This window comes from Cupriavidus sp. FW306-1B-F12B, from assembly GCF_058781795.1.
In genome coordinates, this window is sequence record NZ_JBYSXC010000002.1 from 319,071 (window position 1) to 342,709 (window position 23,639).

The following is a 23,639-nucleotide window of genomic DNA, read 5'->3' on the forward strand; positions in this document are numbered from 1 at the left end:
CCGGGCGCGAGGGCGTCAGCCCTCCAGCACGCGCAGCAGCGACGAGGTGTCGTCCTTGCCCCAGCCATTGGCCATCAGCGCGCGCAGCTGCGCCGAGGTGGCCTGCATCGCGGGCAGGTCCAGGCCGATTTCTTCGGCGATATCGCGCGCCAGCCCGAAGTCCTTGTCGTGCAGCCGCGCCTCGATGCCGGCGGCAAAGTTGCGCGCCACCATCTTGGGGCCCATCAGGTCGAGCATGCGGCTGCCGGCCATGCCGGTCGCCATGGCTTCGAACACGCGGCCGGTGTCGACGTTCTGCGCGGCGGCAAAACGCATGGCCTCGGCAATGCCTTCGATATTGACCACCTGCGCGATCTGGTTGCACAGCTTGGCAACCTGGCCCGCGCCGTGGTCGCCGATATGGGTGATGGTCTTGCCCAGCTGCTGCAGCAGCGGGCGCACGCGCTCGAGCATCTCGGGCTTGCCGCCGACCATGATGGTCAGCGTGCCCGCCTCGGCGCCCATGGTGCCGCCCGAGACCGGGCAGTCCAGCGCCTCGATGCCGCGCGCGGCCAGCGCCGCGGCGATCTCGCGCGTGACGATCGGCGAGATGGTGCTGTGGTCCACGCAGATGGTGCCCGGCGCGGCGCCGTGGATCACGCCCTGCTCGCCCAGCAGCACTTCGCGCACGTCTTCGGACGAGGTCACGTTGGTGAAGACGACGCTGGCGCCGCGTGCCGCTTCGGCGGGGGTGAAGAAGGGCTCCGCCCCCAGTGCGCGCGCGGCCCCGGCGGCTTCCGGGCGACGCACGAAGGCGCGCACGGTGTGGCCGGCGGCCAGCAGGTGGCGGACCATGTGCGAGCCCATGGCGCCCAGGCCGATGAAGGCGACGGTGGTGGGGGTGAGAGTGGTGCTCATGCCATGCTTCCTTTCTTGATGCGGCGGGCTACTTATCGCCCGCATAGGCGAACTTGCCGTTGCGGATCACCCCCATCACGCGCGAACGCTGGTCGAAGCCCTGGTGGTCCTTCGGGTTCAGGTTCATCACGCCGTTGGGGATGGTGAGATTGGTGGTGGCTTCCAGCGCGTCGCGCATGGCGGCGCGGAAGTCGCGCGTGCCGGGCTGGGCGCCGGTCTTCAGCGCGCGGCGGGCGGCGTCGTCCAGCAGCATCCACGCGCCCCAGGCGTCGCCGGCAAACTGCGTGACGCTGTCGGCGCCGTACTTGCTTTCGTAGCGGTTGACGAAGTCCAGCGCCACCTTGCGCACCGGGTGGCTCTCGGGCAGCTGGCGCGCGACCACCACCGGCCCGGTCGGGAACAGCGTGCCTTCCACATCCTTGCCGCCCATGCGCAGGAAGTCCCAGGTGGCGATGCCGTGAGTCTGGTAGACCTTGCCCTTGTAGCCGCGCTCGCCCAGCGTCTTCTGCGGCAGTACGGACGGCGTGCCGGCACCGGCGATCAGGATCGCGTCCGGGTTGGCAGCCATCAGCTTGAGCACCTGCCCGGTCACCGAGGTGTCGTTGCGCGAGAAGCGCTCGTTGGCGACCACCTTGATCTTGCGCACCTCGGCCAGCTTCGAGAACTCGCGCCACCAGCTCTCGCCGTAGGCGTCGGCAAAGCCGATAAAGCCGACGGTCCTGACGCCATGGTTGCTCATGTACTCGGTCAGCACGGTCGCCATGTGCGAGTCGTTCTGCGGCATCTTGAAGGCCCAGCGGCGCTTGGCGTCGGTCTGCGGCTCGACGATGGAGGCCGAGGCGGCCAGTGCCACCATCGGGGTCTCGCCCTCGGCCACGGCGTCGAGCGCGGCGATGGCGGTGGGGGTGATGTTGGGGCCGACGATCACGTCGACCTTTTCCTCGGAGATCAGCTTGCGCACGTTGCGCACCGCCGCGGCCGGGTCGCTGCCGTCGTCCAGGATCACGTAGTGCGCCTTCTGGCCGCCCAGCGTCTGGGGCCACATCAGCACGGTGTTCTTGGAGGGGATGCCGATCGAGGCCGCCGGACCGGTGGTGGACACATCGATGCCGACACGGATGTCGGCATGTGCGGCGGCGCTGGTGAAGAGCAGGGCGCCGGCCAGCAGCAGGGGGCGCAGGGGCAGGGTCAGCATGGTCTCCTCCGTTCTTATATGTGACGGGAAGGATAGCCGAACTCGGCCGCCGGGGCACGCCTGCGCCCCGCCACGGCCGTGCTGGTCAGCGCACGCCCAGGCGCCAGAGCGTGGTCACCTCGGCGGAACGCGCCGCGTGCAGCGGGTCGGCGGCATCCGTCGCGCGCGGGTGGCGCGGGCGGATATCGGAGCGGCCCAGCACCTTCAGCCCGGCGGCGTCGATCCAGCCCATCAGTTCCTCGCGCGGACGCAGGCCGAGATGCTCGGCCAGGTCCGACAGCAGCAGCCAGCCTTCGCCGCCCGGCGCCAGATGCTCGGCCAGCCCCTGCAGGAAGCCGCGCAGCATGGCGCTGTCAGGGTCGTAGACCGCGCGCTCCACTGGCGAGCTGGGCCGGGCCGGCACCCAGGGCGGGTTGCACACTACCAGCGGGGCCCGGCCTTCGGGGAACAGGTCGGCCTGGACGATCTCGACCTGCCCGGTGTAGCCAAGCTGGGCGATGTTCTCGCGCGCGCAGGTCAGCGCACGCGGATCCTGGTCGGTGGCGACCACGCGCTGCACGCCGCGGCGGGCCAGCACCGCGGCCAGCACGCCGGTGCCGGTGCCGATATCGAAGGCGAGGGTCTTGGCCGGCAGCGGCTCGGTCGCGGCCAGGTCGACATACTCGCCGCGCACCGGCGAGAACACGCCGTACCAGGGGTGGATGCGGTCTTCCAGCGCCGGGATCTCCACGCCCTTCTTGCGCCATTCATAGGCGCCGATCATGCCCAGCAGCTCGCGCATCGATGCCACGTAGGGCTCGCTGGCCGGGCCGTAGACCTGTTCGCAGGCGTCGCGCACATCCGGCGCGCGGCGCAGCGGCACCTCGTGGCTGGCATTGAACGGCAGCAGCAGCATGCCCAGCGTGCGGGCGCGCTGCGACTGGGCCAGCCGGTGCAGGTTGAAGGCCTCGATTGGCGAAACGGCCCCGCCCTTGGCCTTGTCCTTGGCTTTCTGGCCGGGGCGGCTGGCCTTCTTGGGCTTGCGCTCGGTGCGGCGGGCCAGCGCGTGCAGCAGCTGGCGCGCGTTCTGGAAGTCGCCGCGCCACAGCAGCGCGGTGCCCTCGCAGGCCAGGCGATAGGCGGTGTCGGCGCTGGTGGTGTCGTCGGCGATGACCACGCGGCGCGGCGGCGGCAGGCCGGCTTCAGAGCGCCAGGCGGCGCTGCGCTCGACGCCGTCCTCGGTCCAGTGAATGCGGGGCAGGTCGCTCACAGGGCCTCCGGCCGGCAGGGCATGATGGGCAGCAGATGCATGGTTGGGTTTGCTTCTTATATAGGGAGAGGCGGCGGCGGGCCGTCCTCAGAGTTCGTAGGCTTCGTGTTCGCCGGACATGGCCTGCTCAACCAGCTTGCGGTTGAGCGTCGGCGAGAACAGCTCGATGAAGGTGTAGACAAAGCTGCGCAGGTAGGCCCCCTGCTTGACGGCCAGGTGGGTCACGTTGCTGCCGAACAGGTGGCCGGCCGAAATGCCGCGCAGGTTGCGGTCGCGCTCGGCATCATAGGCGACGCCGGCGACGATGCCCACGCCCAGCCCGATCTCCACATAGGTCTTGATCACGTCCGCGTCGATGGCCTCCAGTACGATGTCCGGCTCCAGGTGGCGCAGCGCGAAGGCCTTGTCGATCTTGGTCCGGCCGGCAAAGTTGGCATCGTAGGTGATCAGCGGGTAGCCCATCAGGTCTTCCAGCGCCAGGTGCTTCTTGTCGAGCAGCGGATGCTCGGGTGGCGTAATCACCATATGGGTCCACTGGTAGCCCGGCAGCGACACCAGGTTCTTGTCGGCGGAGATGCCTTCGGTCGCGATGCCGATATCGGCCTGGTCGTGCAGCAGCATGTCGGCGATCTGCGCCGGGTTGCCCTGCTGGATCGACAGCCGCACCTTGGGGTAGCGCTTGGTGAACTCGCTGATCACCCGTGGCAGGGCATAGCGCGCCTGGGTGTGGGTGGTGGCGATGGTGAAGTTGCCCTGGTCCTGTGCCGCATAGTCCATGCCGACGCGCTTCAGGCTTTCCACCTCCTGCAGGATCTTCTCGACCGAGCTCAGGATGCGGCGGCCCGGCTCGGTCAGGCTGCGGATGCGCTTGCCGTGGCGGGTAAAGATATCGACGCCCAGCTCTTCTTCCAGCTCGATGATGGCCTTGGACACGCCGGGTTGTGACGTGTAGAGCGCTTTTGCGGCCTCAGTCAGGTTGTAGTTCTGCCGGACGGCCTCACGCACGAAGCGAAACTGGTGCAGGTTCATATATCTGGGTTCGTATAAACAAACAACTTCTTATTAGTTTGAGGTATGAGGCCAGTTTATTACGATTCTCGAACTTTGTTAATTAATGGCCAGCCCTCAGTGCGTCCTCTCGCAGCAGCCACTTTGTGATGCGAGACCCACGGGCCAGGTTCCCACCGAGTCCCCCATGTCTGTTGCCTATACGGTTTCCGGTCTGTTTGTAGGCGTCCTCGTCGGTCTGACCGGGGTGGGTGGGGGCTCGTTGATGACGCCGCTGCTGACGTTGCTGTTCGGCTTTTCGCCGGCCACCGCGGTTGGCACCGACCTGGCCTTCGCCGCCATCACCAAGGGCTTCGGCACCATCGCGCACCGTGCCCACGGCCATGTGCAGTGGCAGGTGGTGCGGCGCCTGTGCATCGGCAGCCTGCCGGCGGCAGTGGCCGCCATCCTGGTGCTAAAGAGCGCCGGCGAGCTCAACGCCCAGTGGCTGCACGCGATTCGCGTGACCATCGGCGTGTCGGTGCTGCTGACCGTATTGTCGCTGCTGTTCCGCAAGCAGATGCTGGCCTGGCTGGAACGCAATCCGCGCTTCCAGCTGCACGGCCGCGCCCAGGTCATTGCCACCATCGTGGTCGGCGCCGTGATCGGCGTGCTGGTGACGGTGTCGTCGATCGGCGCCGGCGCGGTTGGCGCCACGCTGATCCTGCTGCTGTATCCCCATATGAAGCCGGCTGAAGTGGCCGGCACCGACATTGCCTACGCCGTCCCGCTGACGGCGCTTGCCGGGCTGGGCCATGTGTGGCTCGGCACGGTCGACTGGAATTTGCTGCTGGCGCTGCTGGTGGGTTCGATCCCCGGCATCTGGCTGGGCGCGCAACTGTCGCGGGCGCTGCCCGAACGGCTGGTGCGTGCCGCACTGGCGACCACGCTGACGCTGGTCGCCATCAAGCTCGTTTCCTGAATTCAACGAATACTGAACGGACCCCGCCATGTATCAGTACGACCAATATGACCAGCGCATCGTCGCCGAGCGCGTCGCCCAGTTCCGTGACCAGGTGCGCCGCCGCCTGTCCGACGAGCTGACCGAGGAAGAATTCCTGCCGCTGCGCCTGCAGAACGGCCTGTACATGCAGCGCCATGCCTACATGCTGCGCGTGGCGATTCCGTACGGCCTGCTGTCGTCGAAGCAGATGCGCAAGCTGGGCCATATCGCGCGCGAGTACGACCGCGGCTATGGCCACTTCTCCACGCGCCAGAACATCCAGTACAACTGGATGGAGCTGGAGCGCGTGCCCGACGTGCTGGCCGAGCTGGCCAGCGTCGAGATGCACGCCATCCAGACCTCGGGCAACTGCGTGCGCAACATCACCACCGACCACTTCGCCGGCATCGCGCCGGACGAGTCGGTGGACCCGCGCGTGCTGGCCGAACTGCTGCGCCAGTGGAGCACCTTCCAGCCGGAGTTCGCCTTCCTGCCGCGCAAGTTCAAGATCGCCATCTCGGCCTCGGCCAATGACCGCGCCGTGGTGCAGATGCATGATATCGGCATCTACGCCTACAAGAACGCCGAAGGCGAAACGCGCCTGCGCATCCTGGCCGGCGGCGGCCTGGGCCGCACGCCGATCCTGGGCACGATCATCAAGGACGACCTGCCGTGGCAGCACATGCTGTCCTACGTCGAGTCGGCCATCCGCGTGTACAACCGCTATGGCCGCCGCGACAACAAGTACAAGGCGCGCATCAAGATCCTGGTGAAGGCCATCGGCGCAGAGAAGTTCGCGCAGGAAGTCGAGGAAGAGTGGCAGCACAGCAAGGACGGCCCGGCCACGCTCACGCAGGCCGAGTTCGACCGCGTGGCGCAGTACTTCACGCCGCCCGCCTATGAAAAGCTGGCCGACACCGATGCTTCGTACGAGAACCACCTGCTGGAAGACAAGGCCTTTGCCCGCTGGGTCAGCCGCAACGTGCACGGCCACAAGGTGCCGGGCTACGCCGCGGTGACGCTGTCGACCAAGCCGGGCGTGGCCTCGCCCCCGGGGGACGCCACCGACGCGCAGATCGAAGCCGTGGCCGACCTGGCTGACCAGTTCGGCTTCGGCGAGCTGCGCGTCGCGCACGAGCAGAACCTGATCCTGCCGGACGTGAAGAAGCAGGACCTGTACGCGCTGTGGCAACTGGCCAAGAAGGCCGGCCTGGCCACCCCGAACATCGGCCTGCTGACCGACATCATCGCCTGCCCGGGCGGCGATTTCTGCTCGCTGGCCAACGCCAAGTCGATCCCTATCGCGCAGGCGATCCAGGACCGCTTCGACGACCTCGACTATGTCTATGACCTGGGCGAGATCTCGCTGAACATCTCGGGCTGCATCAACGCCTGCGGCCACCACCACGTCGGCAATATCGGCGTGCTGGGCGTCGACAAGGACGGTTCGGAGTGGTACCAGGTCACGCTGGGCGGCGCCCAGGGCAACCAGACCGCGCTGGGCAAGGTGATCGGCCCGTCGTTCAGCGCCGAGGAAATGCCCGAGGTGGTGACCCGCATCATCGACACCTTCGTGGCCAACCGCATCGAAGACGAACGCTTTATCGAAACCCTGTCCCGCATCGGCATCGCCCCGTTCAAGGAGCGCGTTTATGCCGACAAGCAGCCGCGCGAGCGCGCTGAAGCCTGAGGACCGGAGACTGAACATGGCAAAGATCATTCAACTGCAACAGGACGGCGCTACCGTCGCCCCCGTCATCGTCGATGACGCCTGGACCGTGCTGCGCGGCACCGCCGAGCAGCCGCTGACCGACGAGCAGATCGCAGCGGCCGTGCAAAGCCAGGACGCGGTGCTGTTCCCGCTGTCGGTGTTCAAGGCCAACGAAGCGCTGCTGGCCGGCCGCGACGCGGCCCGCACCGGCGTGTGGCTGGCCCCGGAAGACGAGCCGGGCGATGCCGAGGCGTACTTCGCGCGCGTGGCGCTGGTGGCGGTGGACTTCCCGGTGTTCCGCGACGGCCGCGGCTTTTCCACGGCCTACCTGCTGCGCACCCGCTACCACTGGAAGGGCCAGCTGCGCGCCATCGGCGACGTGCTGCGCGACCAGCTCAACTTCATGAAGCGCTGCGGCTTCGATGCCTTCGCGGTGCGGGCCGACAAGAACATCGAGGACGCCATCAAGGGCTTCACCGAGTTCACCGTGACCTATCAGGCTTCGGTGGATGAGCCGCTGCCGCTGTTCCGCCGCGCGCGGGCAGAGGTTGGCGCGCAACCGAAGGAAACGGCATGAGCACGGTGCTGAGCGAAATCGCCGTGGTCGACGCCGGTGCGGCGTCGGTGCTGCGTCCGCCTGCGCTGTGGGTTGCGCCGGAATACACCGGCAGCATTGCCGCGCTGGAGCAGAAGGAGCGCGAGCTGGGCGAGCGCCTGGCGGGCATCGCCGGCCGCTTCTTCCGCGCGCGCTTTGCCTCGAGCCTGGCGGCCGAGGACATGGTGCTGACCGACGCGATCCTGCGCGGCACCGAAGCCGTGCGCGCCGGCATCCGCGTGTTCACGCTGCAGACCGGGCGCCTGCACGCCGAGACGCTGGCGGTGCTGGACAAGGTGCAGGCGCACTACGGCTACAGCATCGAGCAGTTCACGCCGGACGCCGAGGCCGTCGAGAACTACCTGAAGAAGCATGGCCTGAACGGCTTCTACGACAGCATCGACCTGCGCAAGGAATGCTGCGGCATCCGCAAGGTCGAGCCGCTCAACCGCGCGCTCTCGCACGCCGACGCCTGGCTGACCGGCCAGCGCCGCGAGCAGGCGGTCACGCGCGCCGAGCTGCCGTTCGAGGAACTGGACGAAGCCCGCGGCATCCCGAAGTTCAACCCGCTGGCGGACTGGAGCGAGCCGGAGGTGTGGGCTTACCTGAAGCGCCACAACGTGCCGATCAATGACCTGCACGCCAAGGGCTATCCCAGCATCGGCTGCGAGCCGTGTACGCGTGCGGTGCGCGCGGGCGAGGATGTGCGCGCGGGACGTTGGTGGTGGGAGAGCAAGGACTCGAAAGAGTGCGGGCTTCACGAACAGAACATCAAGCATTGAGGCCGGACAAAATGGGCATCATGAACGACATCGCAGAAGCCACCAGCAGCGTGGCGCACCTGTTGCAAGTACAGAACGATCACCTCGACCGCCTCGAAGCGGAGTCGATCTACATCATCCGCGAGGTGGTGGCCGAGTGCCGCAACCCGGCGCTGCTGTTCTCGGGCGGCAAGGACTCGATCGTGATGCTGCACCTGGCGCTGAAGGCCTTCCGCCTGGGCGAGCGCAAGATCGAGCTGCCGTTCCCGCTGGTGCATATCGACACCGGCCACAACTATCCGGAAGTGATCGCCTTCCGCGACCAGCGCGTGGCTGAGCTGGGCGCGCGCCTGGTGGTGGGCCATGTCGAGGACTCGATCAAGCGCGGCACCGTGCGCCTGCGCAAGGAAACCGATTCGCGCAACGCGGCCCAGGCCGTGACGCTGCTGGAAACCATCGGCGAGCACCAGTTCGACGCGCTGATGGGCGGTGCCCGCCGCGACGAAGAGAAGGCCCGCGCCAAGGAGCGCATCTTCTCGTTCCGCGACGAGTTCGGCCAGTGGGACCCCAAGGCCCAGCGCCCCGAGCTGTGGAGCCTGTACAACGCCCGCATGGCGCAGGGCGAGCAGATGCGCGTGTTCCCGATCTCGAACTGGACCGAGCTGGACGTGTGGCAGTACATCGCCCGCGAGAAGCTGGCGCTGCCGCCGATCTACTATTCGCACCAGCGCGAAGTGGTGCGCAAGAACGGCCTGCTGGTGCCGGTCACGCCGATCACGCCCAAGCAGGACGGCGACGTCAGCGAAGTGCTGTCGGTGCGCTTCCGTACCGTTGGCGACATCAGCTGCACCTGCCCGGTGGCCAGCGTTGCCGATTCGCCGGAAGCGATCATCGCCGAGACCGCGGTGACCGAGATCACCGAGCGCGGCGCCACCCGCATGGACGACCAGACGAGCGAAGCCTCGATGGAACGCCGCAAGAAGGAAGGCTACTTCTAAGCCGCACGCAGCAAAGGATCCAGAAATGACTCACCAAGCAACCCATCAAGGCCTGCTGCGCTTTATCACCGCCGGCTCCGTCGACGACGGCAAGAGCACGCTGATCGGCCGCCTGCTGTACGACAGCAAGGCCGTGCTGTCGGACCAGCTGACCGCGCTGGCCAATGCCAAGAACAAGCGCACTGCCGGCGAGCAGATCGATTTCTCGCTGCTGACCGACGGCCTGGAAGCCGAGCGCGAGCAGGGCATCACCATCGACGTGGCTTACCGCTACTTCTCGACCGCGCGCCGCAAGTTCATCATCGCGGATACGCCGGGCCACGAGCAGTACACCCGCAACATGGTCACCGGCGCCTCGACCGCGGACGCGGCCATCGTGCTGGTCGATGCCACGCGCGTCACCGTCACCGACGGCCGTGCCGAGCTGCTGGCGCAGACCAAGCGCCACTCGGCGATCCTGAAGCTGCTGGAGATCCGGCACGTGATCGTGGCCGTCAACAAGATGGACCTGGTCGACTACAGCGAACAGCGCTTCAACGAAATCCGCACCGCCTACACCGAACTGGCCGAGCAGCTGGGCCTCAAGGACGTGCGCTACGTGCCGGTCTCCGCGCTGCGCGGCGACAACATCGTGCACGAGAGCGATGCCATGCCGTGGTACCAGGGCGAGCCGCTGCTGCCGTTGCTGGAAGAACTGCCGGTGGAAGAGGCCGCGCCCGAGGACGACGCCGCGCTGCGCTTCCCGGTGCAGCTGGTGATCCGCCAGGACGGTTCGCAGTCGGACGACTTCCGCGGCTATGCCGGCCGCATCGAAGCCGGCACCGTGCGCGTGGGCCAGAAGCTGCGCGTGCTGCCGGCCAACCGCGAAGCCGTGGTGGCTGAAGTGCTGACGCCCAATGGTGCCGCTGAATCGGCCAACGTCGGCGATACCGTCACGGTGCGCCTGGCCGAGGACGTCGATGTATCACGCGGTGACATGTTTGTTGCCGCCGATGCGACCACGGCTTCGGCAAAGAAGCTGCAGGCCGACCTGTGCTGGTTCGACGACGAGTCGCTGAACCCGGCGCGCAAGTACGTGCTCAAGCACACCACGGCCAGCGTGTTCGCGCGCGTGTCGGCGGTGGACCGCGTGCTGGACGTGCACACGCTGTCGCACGAGACCGGTCGCCACGATATCCGCCTGAACGACATCGGTTCGGTGCAGATCTCGCTGCAGAAGCCGATCGTGTGCGATGCATACGGCGACAACCCGGCAACGGGCGCCTTTGTGCTGATCGACGAAGCGACCAACCACACGGTGGCCGCAGGCATGATCCGTGCGTTCTCCTGATCGGTAACGACAGGAAAGGGGCAGCAGATGGACAAGCAGGCGCAGAAGACTTACGGCAAGGTGTTCCTCATCGGGGCAGGCCCCGGTGCGGCAGACCTCATTACGGTGCGCGGTGCACGGCTTTTGGGCGAAGCCCAGGTGGTGCTGCATGATGCACTGGTAGCGCCGGAGATGCTGGCCTGGTGTCCGCAGGCCGAGCTGGTCGAGGTGGGCAAGCGCTGCGGGCAGCGCTCCACCGCGCAGCTGTTCATCAACCGCCAGATCGTCGACCTGGCCGGCAAGTACGAGCGCGTGGTGCGCCTGAAGGGCGGCGACCCGATGCTGTTCGGTCGTGCCGACGAGGAACTGCAGGCGCTGGAAGCCGCTGGCATCGAGTATGAAGTGGTGCCGGGCATCACTGCGGCGCTGGCGGCTGCTTCGGCGATCGGCAAGCCGCTGACCAAGCGCGGTGTGTCGCGCAGCGTGGCGTTTGCCACGCAGGCGAAGGCTGCGGATGGCGAGGGCTCGGCCGATATCGAAGCGGCGGTCAAGGCCGATACGCTGGTCTACTACATGGGCCGCGACCAGGCGGCGTCGATTGCCGCGCAGCTGATCGCGCATGGCAAGCCGGCGTCGACGCCGGCGTGGGTGGTGGAAGCCGCCAGCACGCCGCGCCAGCGTAGCCGTGAATTCACGCTGGGCCGGATGGCAGCAGGCGAGGCCGGTGCCTGGATCGATCCGGTGCAGCCGAGCCTGCTGATGATCGGGGCGGCGCTGGCTGCGCGGGCTACCGAAACGCCGCGCGAAGGCGTGGGCGAAACCGTCGTGCAGACGCCGCGCGCTGCCTGATCACGTTCCGCGCCACTAAGCAAAAAGCCCTGTATCGGCATGCCGGTACAGGGCTTTTGTCATGGAGGCCGCCTTGCAGCTCAGGGCTGGCCGCTTGTGGGCAATGAGGCAACGCAGTACGCCGCCATCGCATCCAGCACCGGATCGGCCTCGCCCACGGCCGTCGCGCAATGGATGCGCAGCCCGGGATGCGCTTGCCGGCATTGGTCGAGCAAAGCCGGCAGGTCACGCCGCAGGTGGCCGCCCTGGCCCAGGAACACTGGCACCACGGTGGCGTCGGACACGCCGCGCGCTGCCAGGTCGGCGAGCGCGTCGGGCAGCGCGGGCGTCATCAGTTCCAGGAACGCCAGCCGCACCTCGCATCCGGGCAGGGCAGCGGCCACCTTCTGCTGCAGGCGGTCGAACGGCTCGCGCCAGCGCGCATCGCGCGCGCCATGCGCAAACAGGACCAGGGCCCGGGTGGGTGCGGTCATGGCAGCCCGCCCCTCAGTGCCGGTCCACCCACCGCAGTGCCAGCAGCGCCACCATCAGGTAGAGCGTGCCGGGCACCAGTGCCGAGATGATCGGCGGCCAGGTATGCAGCAGGCCGACGTGCGAGAACAGCGTGTTCGACAAGTGGAACGACAGCCCCAGCATGATGCCCCCGAACACCTTCACGCCGACGGCGCCGGCACGGGCGTGCAGGTAGGCGAAGGGCAGGGCCAGCGCCATCATCACGAACAGCGTCAGCGGGTAGATCACCTTCTTCCAGAAGGCGATCTCATAGCGCTGCGTGTCCTGCTTGTTGTCGCGCAGGTGGCGGATATAGCGGAACAGGTCCAGCGTCGACATCCGCTCAGGCGTCACCAGCAGCACCGACAGGATTTGCGGCGTCAGCTCGGAATGCATGGTCACGCGCGGGAACTTGACTTGCTCGGCGCGGAAATCCGGGGCCAGCGAATCGCGTGCCGGCTTCGCGCCCTGGGCCGGGGGCGCCAGTTCGATGAAACGGGTCTCGTTGACGCCCTGCAGCTCCCACAACTGGCCACCCTGGTAGCGCCCCTCCTGCGCCACGCGGATCACGCGCAGGCGGTATTGCGGGTCGAACTCATACATGGTGATGCCGGTGATGGTCTGGTCCGGCCGCAACCCCGCCACGTTGACGAAGCGGGTGATCTCGCCGCCGCCGGTGGCGGCATCCTTGTCGCGGTCCTTGACCCAGACGCCGGAACGGAAGCCTGACGACACGGTTGCGCCGATCGCCTCGAGCTTGATCTTCTGCGCGTACTGCTCGGCGCGGGGGCCGATGAACTCGCCGAAGATAAAGGTCACGATGGCCAGCGGCACCGCCAGCTTGAACAGCGAGAACAGCGCCTGGCGCGTGTTCAGGCCGGCCACGCGGAAGATGGTGTACTCGGACTGGCTGGCCAGCTGCGAGAACACATAGATCGCGCTGATCAGCACCGCGATCGGCAGCACCTCATACACCCGCGTGGGTGCCTGCAGCAGGACGTGGAACAGCGCGACCAGCGAGGTGTACTGGTTGTTGACGTTCTCCAGCTCGTTGAGCATGTCGAAGAACACGAACAGGGACAGCACCGCGAACAGGATGAAGGCGAACACGCCATAGACCAGCCGGCCGAAGTAGCGTTCGTAGACGCGCAGGATCCTCATGCCCGGCCTCCGGTGGCTGCGGCATCACGCCTGCGCAGGCCGAACACGGCGCGCCACCCGCCCAGGCTGCGGTTCTGGCGGTAGCGGAACAGCAGCAGCGCCCCCAGGAACACCGCCAGGTGGATCGGCCACCACGCCAGCCAGAACGGGATCGCGCCCGAGCGCACCCAGGACTGCGTCAGGTTGATCAGGTTGCTGTAGGTCAGGTAGATCAGCACCGCGAACACCAGCGGCGTGTAGCGGCCCAGGCGCGGGTTAACGTAGGCCAGCGGGATTGCGATCATGACGAAGTTGAAGGCCAGGATCGGCAGCGAGATGCGCCAGATCAGCTCGCCCAGGTTCTCGCGCGTGGGGTTGCGGATCAGCTCGATGGTGTCGCGGCTCTTGGGTGGCAGCTTGGCTTCGGACTCGGGAGCCTTGTTGTCCACCTTGACCGCGTAGCGTTCGAACTCGACGATGCGGTAGTCGATCTGGCCGGGCGTGCCCGAGTAGCGGCGGCCGTTTTCCATCACCACCAGGCGGTCGCCGTTGGGCATGGTCTCGAACTTGCCCTGGTGCGCCAGCGCCACGCCGATCTTGTCGGCCTCGGAGTTGGCGACGAAGACATTGCGCGCGTACTTCATGTCGGCATCCATGCCCTCGATGAACAGCACGTAGTTGGCCTTGGCCGGCTCGATGAAGCGCCCCGCGGCAATCATCGACATCACGCCGCGCTGCTCGAAGCGGTCGCGGAACAGCGCGCTCTGCTGGTTGGCCCAGGGCCAGGCAAACATGCCCAGCAGCAGCGCCAGCACGACGAAGGGTGCCGCGAACTGCAGCACCGGCTTGACCAGGTCGCGCAGCGAGATGCCCGCCGAGAACCACACCACCATCTCCGAATCCTTGTACCAGCGCGTCAGCACGATCAGGGTGGAGATGAAGAGCGTGGCCGACAGCAGGATCGACAGGTAGCCGATGGTGGCCAGGCCGATCAGCATCAGCACGTCGTTGGGACTGGCCTTGCCGCTGGCAGCCATTCCCAGGATGCGGATCACGAGCGAGGTGAGCATGAAGGTCAGCATCACCAGGAACACCGCCCCGGCGGTGTAGGCAAGCTCGCGTCGCAGGGCTTGTTGAAGGATCATGCGGGTTCGGTTCCGGGCTGCCGGCCGGAGCGGGCGATGTGCCGTGCGAGGTGCCTGGCAGAACAGCTGGCTGGCAGCACAGCATGCTGTCAGCGTGACCGGGGCGTATCAGCGGCGGCAGGTCGCGGGATAAAAATCGCGGATAATGGAGGCTTTCGTGTCTAACGAGCCCCTGGAAGGAAGCGCGATGGAATTTAGCACAAAAGCCTTGGATTGGAGCAAAGCCGGCCAAAATGGTTTCCTGGCGACCAAGACCGACTGCCTGGTGGTCGGCCTGTTCGAAGGCCAGAACCTGGCCGGAGTGGCCAAGGCACTGGACGTGGCCACCAAGGGCTTGGTGGGACGGCTGGTCAAGCAGGGCGACTTCGAAGGCAAGCGCGGCACCCAGCTGATGCTGCATGAGGTGGCCGGCGTGGGCGCCGCGCGCGTGCTGCTGGTGGGCCTGGGCAAGGAAGCCGACTTCAGCGACAAGGCCTTTGCCGACGCGGTCCGCACCGCCGTGCGTGCCTTGTCGTCCACGCGTGCGGCCTCGGCCCTGTGGTGCCTGGCGCAACAGGCGCCGCAGCAGCGCGATGTCGCCTGGGCGGTGATCACCACCATCACGCTGGTGCGCGAAGCCGGCTATCGGCTGCTGGAGCGCCATCCGGGCCTGAAGCGCGCCAATGCCAACGGCAAGCCCAACGGCAACGACAAGTCCTCGCTGCGCAAGGTCGTGATCGCGGTCGACAGCGGCGATGCCCGCGCCGCCACCCAGGCCGTGGTGCGCGGCACCGCCATCGCCAACGGCATGGAGCTGACGCGCGACCTGGGCAACCTGCCGTCCAATATCTGCACGCCGACCTACCTGGCCAATACCGCCCGCGGCATTGCCAAGCGCCACAAGCTCAAGGCCGAGGTGCTGGGCCGCAAGCAGATCGAGGCCCTGAACATGGGGGCCTTCCTGGCCGTGACCAAGGGCAGCGAAGAGCCGCCGCAGTTCATCGTGCTGCGCTACGACGGCGCCGGCGCCAAGCAGGCCCCGGTGGTGCTGGTGGGCAAGGGCATCACCTTCGATACCGGCGGCATCTCGCTCAAGCCGGGCGAGGGCATGGACGAGATGAAGTACGACATGTGCGGCGCCGCCTCGGTGCTGGGCACGATCCAGGCCGTGGCCGAGATGGGCCTGAAGCTCAACGTCATCGCCGTGGTGCCGACCTGCGAGAACATGCCCAGCGGCATCGCCACCAAGCCGGGCGACGTGGTCACCAGCATGTCCGGCCAGACCATCGAGATCCTGAACACCGACGCCGAAGGCCGCCTGATCCTGTGCGACGCGCTGACCTATGTGGAGCGCTTCAAGCCGGCCGCGGTGATCGACGTGGCCACGCTGACGGGCGCCTGCATCATCGCGCTCGGCCACATCAACAGCGGCCTGTACGCGCGCTCCGACGCGCTTGCCGATGCCCTGCTGCAGGCCGGCCGCCGCGCCATGGACACCGCCTGGCGCATGCCGCTGGACGACGAGTACCAGGACCAGCTCAAGTCCAACTTTGCCGACATGGGCAATATCGGCGGCCGCCCGGCCGGCAGCGTGACGGCGGCATGTTTCCTGTCGCGCTTTACCGAGAAATACGACTGGGCCCACCTGGACATCGCCGGCACCGCCTGGAAGAGCGGCGCGGCCAAGGGGGCCACCGGCCGCCCGGTGCCGTTGCTGGCGCAGTTCCTGATGGACCGCGCGGCCTGATGGCGGCGGCAGGCAACAGAGGCAGCAAGGGTCCATGACGCGCATCGATTTCCACAGCAACGTGCCGGACGTGCTCGGCTATGTCTGCCGGCTGGTCCGCAAGGCCTACGGCGCCGGGCAGAAGGTGGTGATCCACGGGGCGCCGGCGCAGCTGGCGGACCTGGATGCGCGCTTGTGGACCTTCTCCGCGCTGGACTTCCTGCCGCATTGCGGGCTGGAAAGCCCCAATGCGGCGGTCACGCCGATCCTGCTGGCCGCCACCACCGAAGGCGTGCCGCATCACCAGCTGCTGATCAACCTGGCAGACCAGGCCCCGGCGCAGTTTGCCAGCTTCGAACGGCTGATTGAAGTGGTGGGCGCGGGCGATGCCGCGCGCGAGGCCGGCCGCCAGCGCTACCGTTTCTACCGCGAACGCGGCTATCCGCTGACGCACCACGACATCGGCCAGCCCAAGGGAGACGCCGCATGAGCGAACGCACCACCTCGCGGGTGATCCCGCGGCTCGATCCGAACGACAGCATCCCGCTGCTGACCGAGGTGTTCGAACTGCCGGACGCAGGGGCAGCAGCGCCGGCTGCCGCTGCGCAGGAGGGCGTGATCGATACCTTCGGCATGGCCGATTCGGGCCTGGTCATGCATGTCGGCGATACCGGCGACGCCGTGGCGGACGAGGGCGCCGCACCGGCGATGCCGGCAGATAGCGGCGCGCCGGGCGAGGACGACCTGCGCGCGGTGCGCACCGAGTTGCTGACGCGCGTGATGATGCGCTTCCGGACCGAATGGCCGCAGGTCGTGGCGGCCCATACCGAGGCCACGCTGCAGTCGCGCCTGGCGCCGCTGACGGCGCAACTGGCCAGCGAGCTGACGCAGTCGCTGGAGGCGCGGCTGGTGGAATGGCTGGATGCGACGCTGGAGGAGATCGAGAAGACGCCAGGTGAGGATTAACGGCGGCTGAAGGGCTGGAGCGGACCGGCGGGTCTCGACAGACGTCGGCAAACAAAAAAGCCTGCGATCGCTCGCAGGCTTTTTTGCATTAGCGCGGCCGAGAGTCAGTCCGTCACTGCACCCTTGCTCGCCGTCGACGCCAGCTTCGAGAATTTCGCCAGCACCCCACGCGTATAACGCGGCGCCGGCTGCTTCCAGTTGGCCCGGCGCCTGGCCAGTTCTTCATCCGCCACGTTCAGCTGCAGCAACAGCTTGTGCGCATCGATGGTGATCGAATCGCCTTCCTGCACCAGCGCAATCGTGCCGCCCACATACGCTTCCGGCGCCACGTGGCCAACCACCATGCCCCAGGTACCACCAGAGAAGCGGCCGTCGGTAATAAAGCCGACCGATTCGCCCAGCCCCTTGCCGATGATGGCCGAGGTCGGGGCCAGCATTTCCGGCATGCCGGGGCCGCCCTTGGGGCCGAGGTAGCGCAGCACCAGGATGTCGCCGGCGTTGATCTTGTCGGCCAGGATCGCTTCCATCGCGCTCTGCTCGTCTTCGAACACGCGCGCCGGGCCAGTGATGACCGGGTTCTTCAGGCCGGTGATCTTGGCGACCGCGCCTTCTTCGGCCAGGTTGCCCTTCAGGATGGCCAGGTGGCCTTCGGCGTAGAGCGCCTTCTCGATCGGCAGGATCACGTCCTGGTCGGCACGCGGGGTGTCGGGAACGTTTTCCAGCTCTTCAGCCAACGTGCGGCCGGTGATGGTCAGGCAGTCGCCATGCAGCATGCCGGCCTTGAGCAGGATCTTCATGACCTGCGGGATGCCGCCGGCCTTGTGCAGGTCGGTCGCCACGTACTGGCCCGACGGCTTCAGGTTGCAGATCACCGGCACCTTGCGGCGGATGCGCTCGAAGTCGTCGATGGTCCATTCCACCTCGGCGGCGTGGGCGATGGCCAGGTAGTGCAGCACGGCGTTGGTCGAGCCGCCCGTGGCCATGATCAGCGCCACGGCATTCTCGATCGACTTGCGCGTGATGATGTCGCGCGGCTTGATGTCCTGCTTGATCGCCTCGACCAGCACGCGCGCCGATTCGGCGGCGCTGTCGACCTTCTCCTGGTCCGGGTTGGCCATGGTCGACGAGTACAGCAGCGACATGCCCAGCGCCTCGAACGACGAGCTCATGGTGTTGGCGGTGTACATGCCGCCGCACGAACCGGTCGACGGGCAGGCGTTCTTTTCCACGCCCTCGAAGTCTTCCTGGCTCATGCGGCCGGCGGTGAATTCGCCCACGGCCTCGAACGACGACACGATGGTCAGGTCCTTGCCCTTCCAGTTGCCCGGCTTGATGGTGCCGCCATAGACGTAGATGCCCGGCACGTTGGTGCGCGCCAGCGCGATCATGCCGCCCGGCATGTTCTTGTCGCAGCCGCCGATCACGACCACGCCGTCCATCCACTGGCCCTGCGCGGCAGTCTCGATGCAGTCGGCGATGACCTCGCGCGAGATCAGCGAGTACTTCATGCCCTCGGTGCCCATCGACATGCCGTCCGAGATGGTCGGGGTGCCGAACACCTGCGGGTTGGCGTCCGAGGCCTTGATCGCGTCGATGGCCGCATCGGCCAGGCGCTGCAGGCCCGCGTTGCAGGGGGTGATGGTCGAGTGGCCGTTGGCGATGCCCACCATCGGCTTGTCAAAGTCTTCCTTCTTGTAGCCGAGTGCGTAGTACATCGAACGGTTGGGCGAACGCGCCACGCCTTGCGTGATGTTCTGCGAGCGTTTGTTGAATGCCATGATGGGGAATCTCCGGGGGGTCTTCAGTGCCGCTCCGCGCTGCGCCCGAAGACCTGGAGGCACGAACGCACGGCGGCGATGTTGTGGACCAAAGAATGACGCTTGCGTTTTGGAGTGTCAAATATATTATTTGACCTTTATTGAGTCGAAAAACATATCAGGAGCGCGTTTGGACCTGCGTCAGTTGCGTTACTTCATCACTGTGGCGGAAGAGTTGCATTTCGGCCGCGCGGCAGGCCGCCTGTCGATGACGCAGCCGCCCTTGTCGCAGCAGATCCAGGCGCTGGAAGAGGAAATCTGCGTGCAGCTGTTCGTGCGCACGCGGCGCTCGGTGGCGCTGACGCCGGCCGGCCAGCAGTGGCTGCCCGAGGTGCGGCGCGTGCTGGCCGATGCCGCGGCGCTGCCCGGGCTGGCGCAGCGGCTGGCGCGCGGCGAGGTGGGGTCGCTGTCGCTGGCCTTTGTCAGCACCGCCGACTACGGCATCCTTCCCGACTTGTTGCGGCGCTTTCGCGCCCGGCACCCGGAGGTGCAATTGCAACTGCGCGAGGCCACCAGCGACGTGCAGCTCGAGGGGTTGATGGAGGGGGCGATCGACGCCGGCCTGGTGATCCGGCCGCAGCTGCCGGCCATGCCGCACGGGCTGGCCTACCTGCCGCTGGTGAGCGAGCCGCTGGTGCTGGCCGTGCCCGACGGCTGGCGGCCGGCGGGCGCGGTGCTGGCGGGCGACGCCGCGGTGTCGCTGCGCGAGGCCGCCCATGAACCGCTGATCATCTTCCCGCGCCGAAGCGCGCCGGCGTTTTATGACATCATTACGGGCTACTATGCGCGCGAGGGCCTGGTGCCCGTGATCGCGCAGGAAGCCATCCAGATGCAGACCATCGTCAGCCTGGTATCGGCGGGCATGGGCGTGGCGCTGGTGCCGGCCTCGCTGTGCAACCTTCGCCGCACCGGGGTGTCCTACCTGGCGCTGCGCGAGGCCGGCCCGCAGATCGAGACCGGGCTGGTCTGGCGCGACGGCGCGTCTGCCGGCGTGGCGCCGGTGCTGCGCTCGTTCATCGATATTGCGACCGCGCTCGCGCAAGAAGCAGGCGCAGCCGGGCCCGCCCCTCGCTGACACGTCACCAATGTCACCGAGGCCACTGACAATACGCAGGCCGCGGCCTTTACAACCTCCATTCACGCCAACATGCTGATTCATCCCCAGTTCGACCCGGTTGCCATCCACCTGGGCCCGCTTGCCATCCGCTGGTACGGGCTGATGTACCTGGCCGGGTTCATCATGTTCCTGGGCTTCGGGCGCCTGCGCATCCGCCAGCCGCATATCGCGGCCAAGGGCTGGACCACGCGCGACCTGGACGACATGCTGTTCTTCGGCGTGCTGGGCGTGATCCTGGGCGGGCGGCTGGGCTATGTGCTGTTCTACAAGCCGTCGTACTACCTGGCCCATCCGCTCGAGATCCTCAAGGTGTGGGAAGGCGGCATGGCCTTCCATGGCGGCTTCCTGGGCGTGGTCGTGGCGATGTGGCTGTTCGGCAAACTGCGCCGGCGCCACTGGATGGAGGTGACCGACTTCATCGCGCCGATGATCCCCTGCGGGCTGGCCGCCGGCCGCATCGGCAACTTCATCAACGGCGAGCTGTGGGGCCGCGCCACCGACCTGCCGTGGGGCATGATCTTCCCGCAGGCGGGCGACAACATCCCGCGCCATCCGTCGCAGCTGTACCAGTTTGCCGGCGAGGGCGTGGCGCTGTTCATCGTCCTGTGGCTGTTCGCGCGCAAGCCGCGGCCGATGGGCGCGGTGTCGGGGGTATTCCTGATCGGCTATGGCGCCTTCCGCTTTGCCGCGGAATTCGCGCGCGAGCCCGACAACTTCCTGGGCCTGCTGGCGCTGAAGCTGTCGATGGGCCAGTGGCTGAGCCTGCCGATGATCCTGGCCGGCATCGCCATGGTGGTCTGGGCCTACCGGCGCCAGCCCGGCGCCGGCGCATCACAGCCGGCGGCCTGAGAATCCGCCGGCGCTATTTGCCGGCGCGGCGCAAGGCGTCGATGCGCGCCTGCGTTTGCGGGTGGGTCGACATGAAGTCCTGGCCGCGTTCCGGCTCGGCGTCCGACGCCGCACCGCGCCGATTGTCCAGCCTGACCAGCACATCGGCCAGCGCCGCGGGCGGCAGGCCGTTGCGCTGCATGACCTCGATCGCAAAGGCGTCGGCCTCGCGCTCATGGTCGCGTGAATAGCGCAGCGTCAGGATCGCGGCCGGCACCCCGGCCAGCACCGTCGAGATATCCCCGAACAGGTAGGCCGACAGCGCCGCCAGCGCCGACCCCTGGATCACCTGCTGCAAGCCGTGCCGGTTGGCGACATGGCCGGCTTCATGGGCCAGCACGCCCATCATGCCGGCACCGGTGCCGGCCAGGCTGACCAGTTCGTCGGTGACCACGATGGTGCCGCCCGGCAGCGCCAGCGCATTGGCGCCGATCTCGCCGCCCTGGCGGAACAGGATCTGGTAGTCGTGGCCGGCATCGCGCGGGCGCTTCAGCGCCGCGAAGGCCGAGCGGATGCGTTGCTGCTCGGCGGGCGGCAGCTGCGTCGGCTTGACCATGCCGTTGTCCAGGCTCGCCAGCGTCAGCTTGCCGAGATGGGCCTCCACCTCGGGCGGCACCGTGCGCGCCATCATGCCGGCGCCCCATGGCAGCAGCACGTAATAGCCCAGCACCAGCACCGCCACCAGCCCCGCCACGGCCAGGCCGGCCAGGCGCCAGCTGTTCTGCGCGCGCGCCACCAGGCTGTCGCGATGGCCGGTGGCGGCCAGCAGGTGGTCTAAGGCGGCGTGGTCGGTGATCTCGCAGAAGGCGCCGTCGGCAAAGGTGACCAGCCGCGGCGCGCGGCGCACGCGCTCGGACACGCGCACGTCCGACAGCGGCGCGCGCCGCAGCTCGGCGCCGGAGTCGTCGCGCAGCACGGCCTGCTGCGCCTCAACGGCCAGCGTGGCCGGATGCGCGCGCGACGAGCGGCCATCGAAGAAGGTGACTGGGATCATGGTGCGGGCGGGGTCAGCGCACGGCGTGCTCAGAGCGCGATGTCGATGTCGTACCAGTCTACCGCCGCATCGCCCAGCGCACCGACTTGTTGCGCCTCGCCGGCCACGAAGGTGTCGAGCGGGCCCGCCGCCAGCATGGTCACGCATTCGAGCCGGTAGCGCGCCGAACGCACCCGCGCGAACGGCAGGTACAGGCCCAGCGTCAGCGCGATCGCGATCAGGTTGGTGACGAAGATAAAGACCATGCGGCCGGCCCCCACCTCGCTGCGGAACGCATGCGGCGCCAGCGTGGTGTGGCTCCACACGACATTCTGCAAGCGTGCCATCACGTAAGGGCTGACGGCCAGCAGCGCCAGGTAGAAACCGGTCACGCCGATGCCGAACGACAGCATCGCGCCCGCCTTGCCCGACGCGGTCACGCCCAGCACGAAGCCGGCCAGTGCCGCGGCCGCCACCAGCGCGACCATCACGCCGAAGGCACGCAGGTAGACGCCATAGAAATCGCCCGCGCCGGCGTCGAAGGCAAACGGTGCGGTGCCGAAGCGGGTGTGGTTGTGCTGGTAGCGCTTGAAGCGCTGGTGCGCCAGCGGCCCAAGCAGGCCCAGCGTGGCCACCGCGGCCAGCGGCCACAGCACGAACACCTTGTAGGCATCGGCATCGCCGCCGGTGAAGGCGAAGCGCAGGCCGCGGTAGCTGGAGTTGGCCATGCGGAAACGCAATGAGCGCACCAGCAACAGGGGGAACACCGCCAGCAGCGCCACCAGCATCGCCAGCGCAAGGAAGGGCGAGACCGTCGAGGCGAACTGGAAGGCGAGCACCAGCGCGAACACGATGGCGCGGCCTTTCAGGATCGCGGACGGCTTGCCGTGGTAGTCAAAACTCGCGCCGTCGAGCCGCGTGTTGCGATAGAAATACTGCAGCGTGCGCACCTTGGCCCAGGCCGAATAAATGCCGAAGGTGACGATGGTCAGCAGTGCATTGACGATCCAGATACGGAAGTACTCTGAACCGGATCCGGTAAAGGACAGGCCCAGCGGCCGCGGCACGGCGTAGCGCGGCTCGGCAGGCGCCGGTGTCTCGTCTGCCGGGGTACCGGCCAGGGTGAAATCGCTGCCAGCTTGCATGGCGGAGCTCCAGTGTGTGTGGAAAGCGACAGTCAGGATTGCGGCCTCGGCCGCAGTTTCAGAAATGCAACCACTTTAGATCGGGTATTTGCGGCGATGCGCTCACATTCTCGCACTGATAAATAGCGACCACGGCACAATCTGCATATGCCATTGCCGCCAGGCGGGCACGCGTATAAGAAAATGTGGGAAAACCCTCGTAACACTCTAGAAACATCCTGTTACACTAGACGTATTCTGTAACAACTTTCCAATGCGTGTTGCCAATAAAATCAGTGACTTATTCACGCTGGCACGTAAATCGCTATCTTGATTGTTACAAAGATGAGCGGCAAGCCACAGCCGCCAACGGAAGTGCCAGGGAGGGAGTGACGGCTGACAGGCCACACTTGCCGGCACTTCACGTACAGCCAGGGCGACGGGAAAATCCGCGCGCAAGCGCGTTTCAAAGGGGGGCGCAGGGCCAGCGCCGGCAATCCATGGACCCACGCGGCAGATACTTTTGAAAGTACCCGCCGACGATGAAAAGCAGTACTGCAGTACTTTCAGGCGCGGGCGTTTCCTTGCAGGGAGGCATGGAAACGCCCGCCGCACCTCATATCGCACCCACGCCGTACCCCACGGACCGCATCTCGCCGGTCAACCACCAGAACACCACCACCCGCTCCGGCTTGTTTGCAGCGCAGCATCGAAATTC

The 23,639-nt window shown here is 67.1% G+C and carries 22 protein-coding genes; 12 read left to right on the plus strand and 10 right to left on the minus strand.

The features are described from left to right. Positions 1-15: 15 nt before the first annotated feature. The 4 genes from AC3WLE_RS04775 to AC3WLE_RS04790 form a co-directional block, all read right to left on the minus strand. Positions 16-942 (minus strand): NAD(P)-dependent oxidoreductase, encoded by a 927-nt coding sequence (locus AC3WLE_RS04775; RefSeq protein ID WP_492319685.1) that lies wholly within the window; start codon positions 940-942, stop codon positions 16-18. Further along, positions 926-2,092 (minus strand): ABC transporter substrate-binding protein, encoded by a 1,167-nt coding sequence (locus tag AC3WLE_RS04780; protein ID WP_492351181.1) that lies wholly within the window; start codon positions 2,090-2,092, stop codon positions 926-928. Before AC3WLE_RS04780 ends, AC3WLE_RS04775 begins: the two co-directional genes overlap by 17 nt. An 85-nt stretch (positions 2,093-2,177) precedes the next feature. Further along, positions 2,178-3,341, minus strand: a complete 1,164-nt coding sequence (locus AC3WLE_RS04785) for a methyltransferase (RefSeq protein WP_492356532.1) — start codon at positions 3,339-3,341, stop codon at positions 2,178-2,180. Positions 3,342-3,428: 87 nt separating this feature from the next. Beyond that, positions 3,429-4,370 carry a CysB family HTH-type transcriptional regulator gene (locus AC3WLE_RS04790; protein ID WP_010814948.1) on the minus strand — a complete coding sequence of 314 codons (942 nt, stop codon included), beginning with the start codon at positions 4,368-4,370 and terminating at the stop codon, positions 3,429-3,431. Between the two features lie 166 nt (positions 4,371-4,536). Here AC3WLE_RS04790 and AC3WLE_RS04795 point away from each other — a divergent pair, with 166 nt between their 5' ends. From AC3WLE_RS04795 to cobA, 7 genes are read left to right on the plus strand one after another with little or no spacing between them, the layout of a single operon-like run. Then, on the plus strand, positions 4,537-5,310 hold the full coding sequence (locus tag AC3WLE_RS04795; RefSeq protein WP_492319688.1) for a sulfite exporter TauE/SafE family protein: 774 nt from the start codon (positions 4,537-4,539) through the stop codon (positions 5,308-5,310). A gap of 28 nt (positions 5,311-5,338) precedes the next feature. Beyond that, positions 5,339-7,021 carry a nitrite/sulfite reductase gene (locus tag AC3WLE_RS04800; RefSeq protein WP_492356531.1) on the plus strand — a complete coding sequence of 561 codons (1,683 nt, stop codon included), beginning with the start codon at positions 5,339-5,341 and terminating at the stop codon, positions 7,019-7,021. 16 nt (positions 7,022-7,037) lie between these two features. Continuing rightward, complete coding sequence (locus AC3WLE_RS04805; protein ID WP_492298988.1) at positions 7,038-7,619, plus strand: DUF934 domain-containing protein; 582 nt, start codon at positions 7,038-7,040, stop codon at positions 7,617-7,619. Next, the gene (locus AC3WLE_RS04810; RefSeq protein ID WP_492351178.1) at positions 7,616-8,419 is read left to right on the plus strand and encodes a phosphoadenylyl-sulfate reductase; all 804 of its coding nucleotides are present in this window, start codon (positions 7,616-7,618) and stop codon (positions 8,417-8,419) included. Before AC3WLE_RS04805 ends, AC3WLE_RS04810 begins: the two co-directional genes overlap by 4 nt. Positions 8,420-8,430: 11 nt before the next feature. Continuing rightward, positions 8,431-9,396, plus strand: coding sequence for a sulfate adenylyltransferase subunit CysD (cysD, locus tag AC3WLE_RS04815; RefSeq protein ID WP_010814943.1), 966 nt, complete (start codon positions 8,431-8,433; stop codon positions 9,394-9,396). Positions 9,397-9,421: 25 nt separating this feature from the next. Beyond that, positions 9,422-10,726, plus strand: a complete 1,305-nt coding sequence (locus AC3WLE_RS04820; RefSeq protein WP_492319693.1) for a sulfate adenylyltransferase subunit 1 — start codon at positions 9,422-9,424, stop codon at positions 10,724-10,726. Positions 10,727-10,753: 27 nt separating this feature from the next. Further along, a complete protein-coding gene (gene cobA, locus AC3WLE_RS04825; RefSeq protein ID WP_492356530.1) occupies positions 10,754-11,554 on the plus strand; it encodes a uroporphyrinogen-III C-methyltransferase in 801 nt (266 codons plus the stop codon). An 80-nt stretch (positions 11,555-11,634) separates the two neighbouring features. Here the strand turns inward: cobA and AC3WLE_RS04830 are convergent, their stop codons facing one another. The 3 genes from AC3WLE_RS04830 to lptF are packed head-to-tail and all read right to left on the minus strand — an operon-like array spanning position 11,635 to position 14,331. Beyond that, entirely contained in the window at positions 11,635-12,027 is a 393-nt protein-coding gene (locus tag AC3WLE_RS04830; RefSeq protein ID WP_492356529.1) for a sirohydrochlorin chelatase, read from the minus strand. Positions 12,028-12,040: 13 nt separating this feature from the next. Next, the gene (lptG, locus tag AC3WLE_RS04835; RefSeq protein WP_492319694.1) at positions 12,041-13,207 is read right to left on the minus strand and encodes an LPS export ABC transporter permease LptG; all 1,167 of its coding nucleotides are present in this window, start codon (positions 13,205-13,207) and stop codon (positions 12,041-12,043) included. Then, entirely contained in the window at positions 13,204-14,331 is a 1,128-nt protein-coding gene (gene lptF, locus AC3WLE_RS04840; RefSeq protein WP_492319695.1) for an LPS export ABC transporter permease LptF, read from the minus strand. The genes lptG and lptF overlap by 4 nt, the downstream gene beginning before the upstream one ends. Positions 14,332-14,518: 187 nt before the next feature. Between lptF and AC3WLE_RS04845 the strand changes: the two genes are divergently transcribed. From AC3WLE_RS04845 to AC3WLE_RS04855, 3 genes are read left to right on the plus strand one after another with little or no spacing between them, the layout of a single operon-like run. Beyond that, the gene (locus tag AC3WLE_RS04845; protein WP_492351175.1) at positions 14,519-16,057 is read left to right on the plus strand and encodes a leucyl aminopeptidase; all 1,539 of its coding nucleotides are present in this window, start codon (positions 14,519-14,521) and stop codon (positions 16,055-16,057) included. A gap of 34 nt (positions 16,058-16,091) precedes the next feature. Beyond that, entirely contained in the window at positions 16,092-16,526 is a 435-nt protein-coding gene (locus tag AC3WLE_RS04850; protein WP_010814936.1) for a DNA polymerase III subunit chi, read from the plus strand. Further along, positions 16,523-17,002: a hypothetical protein gene (locus tag AC3WLE_RS04855; RefSeq protein WP_492319698.1), complete on the plus strand. Its 480-nt coding sequence runs from the start codon at positions 16,523-16,525 to the stop codon at positions 17,000-17,002. The genes AC3WLE_RS04850 and AC3WLE_RS04855 overlap by 4 nt, the downstream gene beginning before the upstream one ends. Before the next feature lie 104 nt (positions 17,003-17,106). Here the strand turns inward: AC3WLE_RS04855 and ilvD are convergent, their stop codons facing one another. Next, positions 17,107-18,780: a dihydroxy-acid dehydratase gene (ilvD, locus tag AC3WLE_RS04860; RefSeq protein WP_010814934.1), complete on the minus strand. Its 1,674-nt coding sequence runs from the start codon at positions 18,778-18,780 to the stop codon at positions 17,107-17,109. Between the two features lie 169 nt (positions 18,781-18,949). Between ilvD and AC3WLE_RS04865 the strand changes: the two genes are divergently transcribed. Beyond that, on the plus strand, positions 18,950-19,894 hold the full coding sequence (locus AC3WLE_RS04865) for a LysR family transcriptional regulator (protein WP_492356528.1): 945 nt from the start codon (positions 18,950-18,952) through the stop codon (positions 19,892-19,894). Between the two features lie 72 nt (positions 19,895-19,966). Continuing rightward, a complete protein-coding gene (lgt, locus tag AC3WLE_RS04870; RefSeq protein ID WP_492351173.1) occupies positions 19,967-20,785 on the plus strand; it encodes a prolipoprotein diacylglyceryl transferase in 819 nt (272 codons plus the stop codon). Positions 20,786-20,798: 13 nt separating this feature from the next. On the opposite strand, the gene AC3WLE_RS04875 is transcribed toward lgt, so the two are convergent. Together AC3WLE_RS04875 and AC3WLE_RS04880 are read right to left on the minus strand one after the other, a co-directional pair. After that, on the minus strand, positions 20,799-21,818 hold the full coding sequence (locus AC3WLE_RS04875; protein WP_492319701.1) for a M48 family metallopeptidase: 1,020 nt from the start codon (positions 21,816-21,818) through the stop codon (positions 20,799-20,801). 29 nt (positions 21,819-21,847) lie between these two features. Next, complete coding sequence (locus tag AC3WLE_RS04880) at positions 21,848-22,942, minus strand: YjgN family protein (RefSeq protein ID WP_492319702.1); 1,095 nt, start codon at positions 22,940-22,942, stop codon at positions 21,848-21,850. Positions 22,943-23,639 lie beyond the last annotated feature (697 nt).

Bases quoted from the DNA above. Each gene is read 5' to 3' on its own strand.
- AC3WLE_RS04775 (WP_492319685.1), bottom strand. From the start codon at position 942: ATGCGGGCGATAAGTAGCCCGCCGCATCAAGAAAGGAAGCATGGCATG.
- AC3WLE_RS04780 (WP_492351181.1), bottom strand. From the start codon at position 2,092: ATGCTGACCCTGCCCCTGCGCCCCCTGCTGCTGGCCGGCGCCCTGCTC.
- AC3WLE_RS04790 (WP_010814948.1), bottom strand. From the start codon at position 4,370: ATGAACCTGCACCAGTTTCGCTTCGTGCGTGAGGCCGTCCGGCAGAAC.
- AC3WLE_RS04795 (WP_492319688.1), top strand. From the start codon at position 4,537: ATGTCTGTTGCCTATACGGTTTCCGGTCTGTTTGTAGGCGTCCTCGTC.
- AC3WLE_RS04800 (WP_492356531.1), top strand. From the start codon at position 5,339: ATGTATCAGTACGACCAATATGACCAGCGCATCGTCGCCGAGCGCGTC.
- AC3WLE_RS04805 (WP_492298988.1), top strand. From the start codon at position 7,038: ATGGCAAAGATCATTCAACTGCAACAGGACGGCGCTACCGTCGCCCCC.
- AC3WLE_RS04810 (WP_492351178.1), top strand. From the start codon at position 7,616: ATGAGCACGGTGCTGAGCGAAATCGCCGTGGTCGACGCCGGTGCGGCG.
- cysD (WP_010814943.1), top strand. From the start codon at position 8,431: ATGGGCATCATGAACGACATCGCAGAAGCCACCAGCAGCGTGGCGCAC.
- AC3WLE_RS04820 (WP_492319693.1), top strand. From the start codon at position 9,422: ATGACTCACCAAGCAACCCATCAAGGCCTGCTGCGCTTTATCACCGCC.
- cobA (WP_492356530.1), top strand. From the start codon at position 10,754: ATGGACAAGCAGGCGCAGAAGACTTACGGCAAGGTGTTCCTCATCGGG.
- AC3WLE_RS04830 (WP_492356529.1), bottom strand. From the start codon at position 12,027: ATGACCGCACCCACCCGGGCCCTGGTCCTGTTTGCGCATGGCGCGCGC.
- lptG (WP_492319694.1), bottom strand. From the start codon at position 13,207: ATGAGGATCCTGCGCGTCTACGAACGCTACTTCGGCCGGCTGGTCTAT.
- lptF (WP_492319695.1), bottom strand. From the start codon at position 14,331: ATGATCCTTCAACAAGCCCTGCGACGCGAGCTTGCCTACACCGCCGGG.
- AC3WLE_RS04845 (WP_492351175.1), top strand. From the start codon at position 14,519: ATGGAATTTAGCACAAAAGCCTTGGATTGGAGCAAAGCCGGCCAAAAT.
- AC3WLE_RS04850 (WP_010814936.1), top strand. From the start codon at position 16,092: ATGACGCGCATCGATTTCCACAGCAACGTGCCGGACGTGCTCGGCTAT.
- AC3WLE_RS04855 (WP_492319698.1), top strand. From the start codon at position 16,523: ATGAGCGAACGCACCACCTCGCGGGTGATCCCGCGGCTCGATCCGAAC.
- ilvD (WP_010814934.1), bottom strand. From the start codon at position 18,780: ATGGCATTCAACAAACGCTCGCAGAACATCACGCAAGGCGTGGCGCGT.
- lgt (WP_492351173.1), top strand. From the start codon at position 19,967: ATGCTGATTCATCCCCAGTTCGACCCGGTTGCCATCCACCTGGGCCCG.
- AC3WLE_RS04875 (WP_492319701.1), bottom strand. From the start codon at position 21,818: ATGATCCCAGTCACCTTCTTCGATGGCCGCTCGTCGCGCGCGCATCCG.
- AC3WLE_RS04880 (WP_492319702.1), bottom strand. From the start codon at position 22,942: ATGCAAGCTGGCAGCGATTTCACCCTGGCCGGTACCCCGGCAGACGAG.